Raw genomic sequence first — 12,522 nt, forward strand, 5'->3', positions numbered from 1 at the left:
CACGCGACCCCCGCCACCCCGTCCCCTGCCACGCACCCGCAGCCACGCAACGGAGCCCGCTGACATGCACGATGACCGCACCCTGGTCGAGTCCCGCCTCAAGCGCGTCCTGGACGAGCGCATCCGTCCGGCCGTGTACCCCGAGTCCGTCCCGCTGGAGGTCGGCATCTGGACGGCACCCGGCGAGCCCGTCCCGGTCGCCGAGGGCCTGGCCGCCCCGCGCACCCCGATCGCGGTGGGCGACGCCTGGGGCGCGCCCTGGGGCACCAGCTGGATCACCGTGACCGGAACCGTCCCCGAGGCCTGGGCCGGACACACCGTCGAGGCGCTGATCGACCTCGGCTTCGACGCCAACATGCCCGGCTTCCAGTGCGAGGGCCTGGTCTACCGCCCCGACGGCTCCCCGGTGAAGGGCCTCAACCCGCAGAACCAGTGGGTGCGGATCGCCGCGCCGGCAGCCGGCGGCGAGCAGGTGCTGCTGCACGTCGAGGCCGCCTCCAACCCGGTCATCCTGGACTACCACCCCTTCCTTCCCACCGAGTTGGGCGACCGGGAGACGGCCGGCGACCGGCCGCAGTACAAGCTGGCCCGGATGGACCTCGCCGTCTTCGACGAGACGGTCTGGCAGCTGGTGATGGACCTGGAGGTGCTCGGCGAGCTGATGGCCGAACTGCCGGTGGAGGGCCCCCGCCGCTGGGAGATCCTGCGTGCGGTCGAGCGCTGTCTCGACGCGATCGACCTCCAGGACGTCAACTCCACCGCTGCCGCCGCCCGGTCGCAGCTCGAAGGGGTACTGGCCGCGCCCGCCGTGCCGTCCGCGCACCGGATCAGCGCGATCGGTCACGCCCACATCGACTCGGCCTGGCTCTGGCCGCTGCGCGAGACCGTCCGCAAGGTGGCCCGCACCACCGCCAACATGACCGCGCTGCTGGAGGACGAGCCGGAGTTCCGCTACACCATGTCCCAGGCGCAGCAGTTCGCCTGGATCAAGGAGCACCGCCCCGAGGTGTACGCCCGGGTCCGGAAGGCGGTGGCCGAGGGCCGGTTCGTCCCGGCCGGCGGCATGTGGGTCGAGTCCGACACCAACATGCCGAGCTCGGAGGCGATGGCCCGGCAGTTCGTGCACGGCAAGCGGTTCTTCCTGGACGAGTTCGGGGTGGAGAACCACGAGGCCTGGCTGCCGGACACCTTCGGCTTCACCGGCGGCCTGCCGCAGATCATCCGCAACGCGGGCTCCAAGTGGCTGCTGACCCAGAAGATCTCGTGGAGCCAGGTGAACCGGTTCCCGCACCACACCTTCCTCTGGGAGGGCATCGACGGCACCCGGATCTTCACCCACTTCCCGCCGGTGGACACCTACAACTGCTCGATGAAGGGCAGCGAGATCGCCCACGCGGCGAGGAACTTCAAGGACAAGGGCGTCGCCCGGCACTCGCTCGCCCCGACCGGCTGGGGCGACGGCGGCGGCGGCACCACGCGCGAGATGGTCGCCAAGGCGGCCCGACTGAAGGACCTGGAGGGCTCGGCCGCCGTCCGCTGGGAGAACCCCGCCGAGTTCTTCGCCAAGGCCGAGGCCGAGTACCCGAACCCGCCGGTCTGGGTCGGCGAGCTCTACCTGGAACTGCACCGCGCCACCCTGACCAGCCAGGCGAGGACCAAGCAGGGCAACCGGCGCAGCGAGAACTTGCTGCGCGAGGCCGAACTCTGGTGCGCCACCGCCGCGTTGCGCACCGGCGCGGCGTACCCGTACGAGCAGCTGGACCGGATCTGGAAGACCGTCCTGCTGCACCAGTTCCACGACATCCTGCCGGGCTCGTCCATCGCCTGGGTGCACCGCGAGGCCGAGGCGACGTACGCGGCGCTGGCCGGGGAGCTGGAGGGCCTGATCGGCGCGGCCCAGCGGGCGCTGGCCGGGCCGGCCGCCGGCGGGCGCGAGCTGGTGTTCAACGCGGCGCCGCACACCCGCTCGGCGGTGCCGGCCGGAGGGGCCGCCGCCGTCGCCGTGCCGGGCGGCGCCTGCGAGGCGGTCGAGCGCTCCAGGGGCGGCTTCACGCTGCGCAACGGGCTGCTGGAGGTCGTCGTGGACGCGGACGGCCTGATCGCCTCGGTGGTCGAGCTCGCGACCGGCCGGGAGACCGTCGCCCCCGGCAGCCGGGCCAACCTGCTCCAACTGCACCCCGACTTCCCCAACATGTGGGACGCCTGGGACGTGGACCAGTTCTACCGCAACACCGTCACCGACCTCACCGGCACCGACTCGCTCACCGCCTCCGCGTCCCCCGCCGGGGCCTCGGTGCGGATCGCCCGTTCCTTCGGCTCCTCCACCGTCGTCCAGACCCTCACCCTGCCGGCCGGCGAGCAGCGGCTGGACATCGACACCGAGGTCGACTGGCACGAGACCGAGAAGTTCCTCAAGGCCGCGTTCCCGCTGGACGTCCACACCGAGCGCTACGCCGCCGAGACCCAGTTCGGCCACCTCCACCGGCCCACCCATACCAACACCAGCTGGGACGCCGCCAAGTTCGAGGCCTGCAACCACCGCTTCGTCCACTTCGAGGAGCCCGGCTGGGGCGTCGCCCTGGTCACCGCCTCCACCTACGGCCACGACGTCACCCGCACGGTGCGCGCCGAGGACGGCGGGACCACCACCACGGTCCGCTTCTCGCTGCTGCGCGCCCCGCGCTTTCCCGACCCGAAGACCGACCAGGGCCTGCACCGCTTCCGGCACGCCCTGGTGCCGGGCGCGGCGATCGGCGACGCCGTCCGCGAGGGCTACCGGATCGGCCTGCCCGAGCGGACGGTCACCGGCAGTACGGAGCGCGTCGCACCGCTGGTGGAGCTGGACAACGACGCCCTGGTGGTGAGCGCCGTCAAGCTCGCCGACGACCGCAGCGGGGACCTGGTCGTCCGGGTCTACGAGGCGGGCGGCGGCCGCGCCCGGGGCCGGCTGACCACCTCCTTCCCACTGGCCGGCGCCGTGCCCTGCGATCTGCTGGAACGGCCCTGGGACGGCACCCGCGGCGAGGTCGCGTTCGAGGACGGCGCGGTGCGGCTCGAGCTGCGCCCGTTCGAGCTGGTGACCCTGCGCCTGCGGGTCTCCGCCTAGGCCGTACGCTGTTCGGCGCCCTTACGATGTTCGGCCCTCTTACGCTGTTCGGCGCCTCGGCCCCGTGGCCGGAGCGCCGCCCCTCGACCGATCTGGAGCCCGCCGTGCCCGTCACCCCGCTGTTCGCCGCCCTCGACATCGGCGGCACCAAGATCGCCGGGGCGCTGGTCGACGCCGACGGAGGGCTGCGGCACCGGCTCCAGCTGCCCACCCCTGCCACCGAGCCGGGCGCGGCCGTGCTCGCCGTGGTGCACCAGGTGCTGGAACGGCTCGCCGGGACGGCCGACTGGGCCGCCGTGACGGCCGTCGGGATCGGCAGCGCCGGCCCGGTCGACCTCGCCGGCGGCACCGTCAGCCCGGTCAACATCCCCGGCTGGCGCGGCTTCCCGCTGGTCGACGCGGTCGCCGCGCACCCGGCGGTCGCCGCGCACCCGGCGGCGGCCGCCCGCGCCCCCCTGCCCGTCCGGCTGGCCGGGGACGGCGTGGCGATGGCCGCCGCCGAGCACTGGCAGGGCGCGGCCCGGGGCGCCGACAACGCGCTCTGCCTGGTGGTGTCCACCGGCGTCGGCGCCGGACTGGTACTCGACGGCGCGGTGCGCCCCGGCCCCAGCGGCAACGCCGGCCACCTCGGCCACATCGCCGTCGACCTGGACGGCGAGCCCTGCCCGTGCGGCTCCCGCGGCTGCCTGGAGGGCCTGGCCAGCGGCACCGCGATCGCCCGCCGGGCCCTCGCCGAGGGCTGGCGGCCCGCGGACGGCGACCGGACGGCCCGCGCCGTCGCCGCCTCCGCCGCCGCGGGTGACCGTGTCGCGCTGGCCTCCTTCGACCGCGCCGCCCAGGCGCTGGCCGCCGGGATCGCCGCCACGGCCGCCCTGGTGGACCTCTCCCGGGTCGTCGTCGGCGGCGGGGTGGCCGCCGCCGGGGACGTGCTGTTCACCCCGCTCGCCCGACACCTGGACCGCTACGCCGCCCTCTCGTACGTCCGCGGCCTGGACGTGCGCCGCGCCGAACTCGGCACCGACGCCGGGCTGATCGGCGCCGCCGCGCTCTGCCGCTGAGCCCGCCCGGAGCCGCCCGCATGCCGCCGTCCCCGCTGCCGCCCTTCGCCCTCCTGCGCAACCCCGTCCGCCGGTACGCCTGGGGTTCGCCCACCGCCATCCCCGCGCTCACCGGCACCGCGCCCGACGGCACCCCGCAAGCCGAACTCTGGCTGGGCGCCCACCCGTCGGCGCCGTCGCTGCTCGTCACCGGCGACGGCACCAACGGCGACGGCGACGGCGATGTCCCGCAGCCGCTGAACGAGCTGATCGACGCCGACCCGGACGGCCTGCTCGGACCGGACACCGTACGGCGGTTCGGCCCGGCGCTGCCGTTCCTGTTCAAGGTGCTGGCCGCCGACCGGGCCCTCTCCCTCCAGGTCCACCCCACCCGCGCCCAGGCCGAGGCCGGCTACGCCGCGGAGCAGGCCAGGGGCATCCCGCCGGACGCGCCGGAGCGGGTGTTCAAGGACCGCGGGCACAAGCCCGAACTCATCTGCGCCCTCGGCGACTTCGAGGCGCTGTGCGGCTTCCGGCCGGCCGCCGCCACCGCCCGGCTGCTGGACGCCCTCGGCGTGCTCCCGTCCTGGGCCGCCGCCCTGCGTACCCGGCCCGCCGAGGCCGTGCTGCCCGAGCTGCTGCGCGCCGGGCTGAACGCCGACGCCGCCGAACTGGCCGCCGTCACCGGGGCCTTGCGGAGCGCCGCGGCGGCCGGCGGACCGTACGGCGCGAGCTGCGCCGCGTACGTCCGCCTCGCCGAGGAGTACCCCGGTGACCGCGGGCTGCTCGCCGCGCTGCCGCTCAACCACGTCCGACTCGGCGCCGGGCAGGCCCTGTACCTGGACGCCGGGGTGCCGCACGCCTATCTGCGGGGCGTGGGCGTGGAGTTGATGGCCGAGTCGGACAACGTGCTGCGCTGCGGGCTCACCGCCAAGCACGTCGACCCGGACGGCCTGCTGGCGGTCACGTCCTTCCGCACCGGGGAACCCGAGGTGCTCGTACCGCGCCCGACGGGGCGCGACGGCGAGGAGGCTTTCGCCTCACCCGCCGAGGAGTTCGGGCTCTCCCGGCTGCGCCCCGGCGCCGTCGCCGTCCGCGTCGAACTCGCCACCCCGCAGATCCTGCTCTGCGTCTCCGGGTGGGCCCGCCTGCGGGCACCCGGCGGCGCCGAACTCCCGCTCCCGGCGGGCGCGTCGGCCTACCTCCGCCCGGGCGCCGGGCCGGTCGAGCTGACCGGCCCGGGCGCGGAGCTGTTCCGGGCCACCACGGGGTAGCTACCGGGGCGGGCCTGCCCTGCGCTCAGGCCCGTGCCGGGTGGCCGAACAGCAGGTCGTAGCCGTCCGGGAGTTGCTGGATCACCCGGTCCAGCAGCTCCCCGGGGACCAGGTCGGCGACGGTGCTCAGCACGGCCCCGATGTCCCACTGCGCCGTCGCCGGGGTTGCGCCGTCGATCCACCCCACCACGGCCTGCACGAAGCGTTCGGCGGTCAGCGGCTCGGACGCGGGCGCGGCGTCGCGCAGCAGCGGGGCGTAGGTGACGGGCAGCGCGTCGGCGAGTTCGACCCGCTCGGACCCCACCAGGTGCTCGCCGAGCAGGGCCAGCACGACCCGGGCGGCGTGATCCGCCTCGGCCTGGCCCCGGTACTCGCCGCGCTCCACCACGCGGGCGAGGAAGTCCTCCCAGGAGATGGTCATCGCGTCCTCCTTCCGGTCGGCGGCGCCGGCCGGCCCGACGGCGGCCCGCTCGCCCTGGACCAGCAGGGAGGTCGCAGCCCGTGACCACCGTGGAACGTACCGGTGCCCGTGCTGCTCAGCGTAACTCGCCCCGGCGCCCGCGGAAGCGGCCGGCCGTCAAGGAACCGTACGGACGCCCCCGAGACCGGGGGGCCGACCGGGCGGGATCGCCGCCGCCGGCCACGCCACCGGACCCGGGCGGCGGTTCATCGCACCGAGGCGTGGCACCGCCTGCGCGGTCGGCGCGACGGCACCGCGGCGGCGGCCGCACCGGCCGGAACCCGCTGCGCCGGCGGCGTCGCGGCCACCCCGGCCGTGCTCACCGCCGTGGCCGCGGTCACCGTGGTGGCCGCCAGGGCCGCCTGGGCGCGGGCCGCGTCCGCCATGAACGCCGAGAGAAAGCTCCGCTCGGCCGGGCTCAGCGCCCGTGAGCGGCCGGACTCGCGGTCCCGGGCGACCACCACCGTCCGTGCCCGCATAAAGGTGATCCGGTCCCGGCAGACATTCACCTCGACCTGCGCGGAACTCCGTCCGAGCCGTTCCACGGTGAGCCGCACCGACAACGGCTCGGGCCGGTGGTGCAACTGCTCCAGGTAGTCGATCTCGTGCCTGGCGATAATGAATCCGGACGGGAACAGCGATTCCCGTACTGCCGTTTCGTGGTGGCTGAACAGGTCGTAAATCCCCTCCTGGACGTAGCCGACCAGACGCGCGTTGTTGATGTGCCCGTTCTCGTCGACGTCGCTCCACCGGGTGGGGCAGGACAGCACGTGCACGCCCGGTTGCACCGCGTTCACTGCCGGGTCAGCCCGGCACCGGCGGGGAGCAGCGCGCGCTGCAACCTGGCGTAGTAGCCGGAGTGTTCGGCCGCCATCCGGGCCGCGGTCCACCCCTCCTCGGCCGCCTCGGCCGCCGCCTGGACGACCAGGCTGTCCAGCACCCCGTCGACCGCGCGGCAGAGGTCGTGAACGGCCGCGAGCCGCTCGGTCACGTCCGCCCCGCTCCCCGCGTTACGGGACGGGAAGGCTGCCAGTGATTCCATCGCGAGCTGAAGGTCGTCAACTCCGTCCGGCCGGTTTTCCGCAGGGAAATTCCGCATGATTTTCTCCATGACTCATTCGGCCGTTACGGCCCGGTAGCTAGCGTTCGATTACACCGGATCGGTGTCGACCCCCCGACCCCACGACGCTATCCCAGCCGACCGGGGTCGACTGATGGTTTGCGGACCGCGACGGGAAACTGACCACCATCGGAGTAGTTTGTCGGTGTACACAATATGCCCCATCAGTCGAATGCCGTCCGCAATTCGGGTGGAATTTCCGACGCGCGCCCCAGGATGGGCTCCCCGCACGCCGAAGTCTGCTAGCAGCCACTCCACCACCTCGCCTTGTACAGGTGCGCGCCGCGCAGCGACCGCGAACCCTCCGGCCGGTGCAGGGTGATCACCGAGGTGCACCAGTCGCACGGAGCCTCGTGTTCGGGCGCCACGGTGAGCAGCCGGCCCGTGCCCGGCTCGTCGCCGACGCTCTTGAGGTCCCGCTCGGCGGCCGGATCGGCCAGGTGCACGGCGGTGAAGCGGCCGGTGGCCGGGTCGTAGCGCCACAGGCCGTCCGAGGTGGTCACCCAGAACCCCCCGGGAGCCGCCAGGACGGCGGCCAGGTCGTGCCCCCCGCTCCCCGGCAGGGGGCTCGTCCGCACGGCGTCGAGCGTCGGCGCGGCCGGGGTGCCGCCGACCCGCAGCGCGGTCAGTGCCGAGTCCCCGAGCGCCCAGAGCAGGCCGGTCCGGCCGTCCCAGTGCACCCCGTGCGCACCCGGCAGCGGGAACTGCGCGTACGTCGCGGCCCGCGGGCCCTGTGAGGCCGCGTACAGCCGCACCCAGGCGCCCGAACTCGCGGCCACGGCCACGTTGCCGTCCGGCAGCAGCTCGATGCTGTGCGGGTTGACGGCCGTCCCCAGGTCCGCCGCCCAGTGGGCCCGGCCGGTGGTGGTCTCCACGACGGCGGCGAGCCCTCCGGAGGCGGTCGTCAGCAGGTAGCGCCGCCCGTGCCGGACGCGGGACTTCGCCTCGTCCGGGTTGGTCCAGCTGCGTGCGGGCGTCAGATCCGCCAACTCCGGTGCCCGGTCGGCGCTCCAGCCCCAGACCACCGGCAGCCGGTCCGGCCCGCGATAGGCCATCAGCTCCTCGGCGCTCTGCAACACCAGCACGCTGCGCGAGGCCTGGTCCACCACCGCGACCTGCCGACCCGGCGAACCGGCCCACGCGCCGGCCGTCGGCGCGCAGAGCAGCAGGGCGACCGCGAGGGCCGGCGGTGTTCTCCTCAGCACGCCTTCACCGTCGTTGCTGCGTGGCGAATCCGCTCGGCGGCACGTCCGAACGGACCATCGATGCGCGGTGGTGGATCGTGCGGAGCCGTCGGCGGATCCACCTCGTTCACTGTCATCCGCACATCGTGGCGGGACGGTCCCACCGGCGGTCGACGCAACGCGGTACGGACACGTCGGGACGTCAACCCTGCGTTCCGGCGCCGCCCGTTCGGCGTCCGGAGGCGCAGGGCAGCCGAAGGCTCAGCACACCCGAAGGCTCAGCACACCCGAAGGCTCAGCGCCCGGCGACGACGTCCGCGACCCGGGCGATCGGCGAGGTGGTGGCCCGGCCGGCCGCCTCCTGCTGGTCGGCGGCGTGGTACGCGGCGTACATCGCGTGCACGCCGAGCCAGCGCAGCGGCTCCGGCTCCCAGCGCCGCACGGTGTGGCCGACCCAGGGCAGCCGGGTCAGCTCGGTGTCCCGGCCGAGCACCAGGTCCCGCAGGGTGCGGCCGGCCAGGTTGGTGGTGGTCACCCCGCTGCCGACGTACCCGCCCGCCCAGCCGAGCCCGCTCACCCGGTCCAGCTCGACGGTGGCGCACCAGTCCCTGGGGACGCCGAGCACGCCCGCCCAGGCATGGTCGATCCGCGCGTGCGCGGCGGCCGGGAAGAAGCGGTCGAGGATCCGGCGGAGCTGGCGCACCGTCTCCACCTGGGTGCTGCCGTCCGAGTCCGTGCGCGAGCCGAACCGGTACGGCACGCCCCGCCCGCCGAGCGCGATCCGGTCGTCGGCGGTGCGCTGGGCGTACATGTAGGCGTGGGCGAAGTCGCCCAGCACCTCGCGGCCCTGCCAGCCGGTCTCCGCCCAGAACTCGGCGGGCAGCGGCTCGGTGGCCACCATCGCGGAGTTCATCGGCAGCCAGGTGCGCTTCTCGCCGCGCAGCCCGGCCGTGAACCCCTCGGTGGCGCGCAGCACCTGGTCGGCGGTGACGGTGCCGTACGGCGTGACGGCGCGGGGCTTGCGGTGGCCGCCGCCGGGCAGGATCGCGGTGACGGTCGTCCCCTCGTACACATCGACGCCCGACTCGCGTACCGTGCGGGCGAGTCCGCGGGCGAGCTTCGCGGGCTGGATGCGGGCGCCGTACCGGGTCCAGCAGCCGCCGATGGTGCCGGCGACGTCGATCCGGTCTCGTGCCTCCTTCTCCCCGAGCAGCTCGACCCGGCCTTCGCCGTAGGCCCGCTCGCCCTCGACGTGCTCGCGCAGGCGCTCCAACTGCGGCTTGCTGCGGGCTACTTCGAGGACGCCGCCGCGGACGATGTCCGCCTCGATCCCCTCGGCCGCGGCGACGTCGACAACCTCCCCGACCGCCGCGTCCATCATCCGCTGCATCGCCGCCGCACGCTGCCGCCCGTACCGCTTGGCGAACGCGCCGCGCCCCGCGAAGCCGTTGTACAGCCAGCCGCCGTTGCGCCCGGAGGCGCCGTAGCCGCAGAAGCGCTGTTCGAGGACGGCGACCCGCAGGGAGGGGTCGGCCTTCTTCAGGTAGTAGGCCGTCCAGAGACCGGTGTACCCGCCGCCGACGATGCACACGTCGACGTCCCGGCTCCCCGGCAGGGCGGGACCCGCCTCGGGCACCCCGTCCGCCGCGTACCAGAACGACACCTCGCCGTTGACCGCCGCCACCGGAACCTCCCACACCCTCGCTGACCTGCCCGGACGCTACCTCCGGCGGGTCGATGCGGGCCACCCCTCACAGTGCAAGGATCGCCGGCCCCGACCAGCCACCCTGTCAGTCGCGCAACGGCTCCAGCGCCCGTGTCCAGCTGTACGAGCCGGGCACGAAGTCCGCGATCCGCACCCCCGTCCGCCGCAGCTTCGCCAGGCTCTCCTCGTACGCCGGATGCGCCACCCGGACTCCCCGATCCCGCCCGCGGCCCCCGCCGCACAGACCACGACGTACAGCACCGGCTTCTCGGCCGTCCCGGCAATCCCCTCTGGTCACCGCCGCCCCACCACCGGGTCGGCAGGCACCACCTTCCCGAACCGCTCCCCCGCCGCACCCCCGCGCCCCCGCCCCGTGGGCCTCAGGTGCGGATCCGTACGGGCGGGACGATGGAGGGCGGGGAGCAGCGGGAGGTGGTGGCGCAGACGGTGAGCGGTCTCTGATGGGGGGCCGTCGAGGACCTGGACGGACCGGAGCACGGGTGGCTGCCCCCGTCCGGCGGGGGTGACGGTCTCGGGCGGGCCGCCCGGTCACCCCACCAGCGCGGCCGCGGCGTCGGCGCAGCCCCAGCTGAGGGTGACGCCGGCGCCGCCGTGGCCGTAGTTGTGGACGATCCGGCCGCCCGGTTCCGCTTCGAGGCGGGGGCCGCCGTGGCGGGCGGGGCGCAGGCCGACGGCGTGGCCGATGACGCGGGCGTGGCGGAGTTCGGGGATGCGGGCCGTGCAGCGGGCGAGGATCGCCTCGGCGGTGGCCGGGTCGGGGGTGGTGTTCCAGTCGTCCGGTTCGAAGGTGCCGCCGAGGACGACGTCGGCGCTGCGGGGGTGGATGTAGGTGTAGCCGGCCGGGTCGTCCTGGATGCGGGTCGAGCTGGGCAGTCCGGGGTTGCGGACGAGGACGAGCTGGCCGCGCACCGGGTGCACGGCCCGGTCGTCGCAGAGCTGCCGGGCGCCGATTCCGGTGGCGTTGACGACGACGGGCGCCCAGGCGAGGGCCTGGTCGAGGGCGTCGAGGCGGCGCTGGACGACCTCGCCGCCGTTGTCGACGAACCGGCCGAGCAGCCAGGGCAGGTAGAGCGGCATCTCGATGGCGGGGGCGGTGAAGGACCAGCCGTCCGCGCAGTCCGGTCCGTGTTCGGCGGCGGTCAGCCGGCGCAGGTCGGGGACGGCCTCGCCCCACCAGGGCAGGCCCTCCGGCTGCCGCTCGTGCTCCAGCATCCGGGTCCTGCGCATCGAGACGCCGGGGACGCCCTGCTCGGTCTGGCGGACGAATTCGGCGAAGGCGGTGGCGGACCAGTCCGCCACCCGGCGGTCGGTGCCGGTGGCGACCGGGAACCAGACGGCCGCGGCGACGGCCGAGGTCGTCGACAGCAGGCCGTCCGCCGTCACCACGACGACCCGAAGTCCCTTCTCCTGCAGTCGGATCGCTGTGGTGAGCCCGATGACTCCGCTTCCGACCACGACGACGTCCATCGTGAACTCCTCCCTCGAAGGCCTGCCCGCCGGGGTGCCGGCGGCCGTCTCCAGGAAAGCCGGTCGCGCCGGAGGCCGTCCAAGACCGGTTCTGTCCGGGTGCGATAACCCGCGCTTATCATCGCCGGATGGACCTGCGTCTGGATCTGCGCCGGATGCGCTACTTCTCCGTGCTGGCCGAGGAGTTGAACTTCACCCGGGCCGCCCGGCGGCTGCACGTGGCGCAGCCGGCGCTCAGCCAGCAGATCAAGGCGCTGGAGCGGCAGCTGGGCGCAGAGCTGGTGGAGCGGACCAGCAAGGGCTGCGCGCTGACCCCGGTCGGGCGGGCCGTCGCGGAGGAGGTCCGGCGGGTGCTGCGGGAGGTGGCGGCGGCCGAGGAGCGGGTCGCAGCGGTGGTGCGGGGGCGGGAGGGGAGGCTGCGCGTGGCGTACACCCGCTCCGCCCGCGGCGGGGTCTGCGACGCCCTGGTGACGGAGTTCCGCAACCGGTACCCGCGGCTGGACGTCGCACTTCAGACCGCCTGGACCTCGCACAGCGTCGGCGAGTTGCTCGCCGGGCGGCTGGACGCGGCGTTCGTCCGGCCGCCGCTGGACGTCCCCGAGCTCGCCTGCCGGATCATCGCCGAGGAGGAGTTGCTGCTCGCCGTGCCGGCCGGCCATCCGCTCGCCCGCGGCCGGGCCCGGATCGGCCGGCACCGGATCGTGGACGAGCCGGTGGTGCTGTGGCCGCGTGAGAACGGGCCCGGGATGCACGCGCTGATCACGGGGCAGCTGTGGCCCGGCGGTTCGCCGCGGATCGTCCGGGAGGAGCCGGACGACGAGCAGCTGTTGCTGGCGGTGGCGGCGGGTTACGGCATCGCGCCCATCCCCGAGGGGCGGGCCCGGGTGTTCCGGATCCCCGGCGTCTGCCTGCGCCGCCTCACCGCCCCGGTGCCGACCGTCACCCTGGGGCTCGCCCACAATCCGCGGACCGCGCCCCCGGCCGTCCAGCTGCTGCTCGCGATGGCCCCGCCGCTCGGCGGCGGCCGGCCGTGATCCCGAACGGCCGGTTCTCGCCCGTGCCCTGCCGAGCAGCCACCGGCCCTCCGACGGCAGCCGTGCCCGCCCCCGTCATGCCGCGGGGGCGGGCACGGCCGTTCGGGGGCCGGC

Annotated in this window: 10 protein-coding genes; 4 read left to right on the forward strand and 6 right to left on the reverse strand. The window is 74.8% G+C overall.

Going from position 1 to position 12,522, the window contains the following annotated elements; all coding sequences use genetic code 11:
* Positions 1–64: 64 nt before the first annotated feature.
* The 3 genes from ACWDBE_RS03905 (at position 65) to manA (ending at position 5,417) form a co-directional block, all read left to right on the forward strand.
* Positions 65–3,106, forward strand: coding sequence for an alpha-mannosidase (locus ACWDBE_RS03905; RefSeq protein ID WP_449807141.1), 3,042 nt, complete (start codon positions 65–67; stop codon positions 3,104–3,106).
* A gap of 104 nt (positions 3,107–3,210) precedes the next feature.
* Positions 3,211–4,164 (forward strand): ROK family protein, encoded by a 954-nt coding sequence (locus ACWDBE_RS03910; RefSeq protein ID WP_449807142.1) that lies wholly within the window; start codon positions 3,211–3,213, stop codon positions 4,162–4,164.
* Between the two features lie 20 nt (positions 4,165–4,184).
* Positions 4,185–5,417: a mannose-6-phosphate isomerase, class I gene (manA, locus tag ACWDBE_RS03915; RefSeq protein ID WP_449807143.1), complete on the forward strand. Its 1,233-nt coding sequence runs from the start codon at positions 4,185–4,187 to the stop codon at positions 5,415–5,417.
* Between the two features lie 25 nt (positions 5,418–5,442).
* Here manA and ACWDBE_RS03920 read toward each other — a convergent pair whose 3' ends face one another.
* From ACWDBE_RS03920 to ACWDBE_RS03945, 6 genes are all read right to left on the reverse strand, one after another.
* Positions 5,443–5,838, reverse strand: coding sequence for a DUF2267 domain-containing protein (locus tag ACWDBE_RS03920; RefSeq protein ID WP_449787703.1), 396 nt, complete (start codon positions 5,836–5,838; stop codon positions 5,443–5,445).
* 245 nt (positions 5,839–6,083) lie between these two features.
* Positions 6,084–6,674, reverse strand: a complete 591-nt coding sequence (locus tag ACWDBE_RS03925) for an acyl-CoA thioesterase (RefSeq protein WP_449787704.1) — start codon at positions 6,672–6,674, stop codon at positions 6,084–6,086.
* The gene (locus ACWDBE_RS03930; RefSeq protein WP_392879757.1) at positions 6,671–6,868 is read right to left on the reverse strand and encodes a hypothetical protein; all 198 of its coding nucleotides are present in this window, start codon (positions 6,866–6,868) and stop codon (positions 6,671–6,673) included. Before ACWDBE_RS03930 ends, ACWDBE_RS03925 begins: the two co-directional genes overlap by 4 nt.
* A gap of 371 nt (positions 6,869–7,239) precedes the next feature.
* Positions 7,240–8,202 carry a DUF6528 family protein gene (locus tag ACWDBE_RS03935; protein ID WP_449807144.1) on the reverse strand — a complete coding sequence of 321 codons (963 nt, stop codon included), beginning with the start codon at positions 8,200–8,202 and terminating at the stop codon, positions 7,240–7,242.
* 274 nt (positions 8,203–8,476) lie between these two features.
* Positions 8,477–9,865 (reverse strand): NAD(P)/FAD-dependent oxidoreductase, encoded by a 1,389-nt coding sequence (locus tag ACWDBE_RS03940; RefSeq protein ID WP_449807145.1) that lies wholly within the window; start codon positions 9,863–9,865, stop codon positions 8,477–8,479.
* 570 nt (positions 9,866–10,435) lie between these two features.
* Entirely contained in the window at positions 10,436–11,374 is a 939-nt protein-coding gene (locus ACWDBE_RS03945) for an FAD-dependent oxidoreductase (RefSeq protein ID WP_449787706.1), read from the reverse strand.
* Positions 11,375–11,502: 128 nt separating this feature from the next.
* Here ACWDBE_RS03945 and ACWDBE_RS03950 point away from each other — a divergent pair, with 128 nt between their 5' ends.
* Positions 11,503–12,408: a LysR family transcriptional regulator gene (locus ACWDBE_RS03950; RefSeq protein ID WP_449787707.1), complete on the forward strand. Its 906-nt coding sequence runs from the start codon at positions 11,503–11,505 to the stop codon at positions 12,406–12,408.
* Positions 12,409–12,522 lie beyond the last annotated feature (114 nt).

The organism is Kitasatospora sp. NPDC001132, assembly GCF_053598415.1.

Coding starts and splice junctions, on each gene's coding strand:
- ACWDBE_RS03945 (WP_449787706.1), bottom strand. CDS start 11,374: ATGGACGTCGTCGTGGTCGGAAGCGGAGTCATCGGGCTCACCACAGCG.
- ACWDBE_RS03950 (WP_449787707.1), top strand. CDS start 11,503: ATGGACCTGCGTCTGGATCTGCGCCGGATGCGCTACTTCTCCGTGCTG.
- manA (WP_449807143.1), top strand. CDS start 4,185: ATGCCGCCGTCCCCGCTGCCGCCCTTCGCCCTCCTGCGCAACCCCGTC.
- ACWDBE_RS03905 (WP_449807141.1), top strand. CDS start 65: ATGCACGATGACCGCACCCTGGTCGAGTCCCGCCTCAAGCGCGTCCTG.
- ACWDBE_RS03920 (WP_449787703.1), bottom strand. CDS start 5,838: ATGACCATCTCCTGGGAGGACTTCCTCGCCCGCGTGGTGGAGCGCGGC.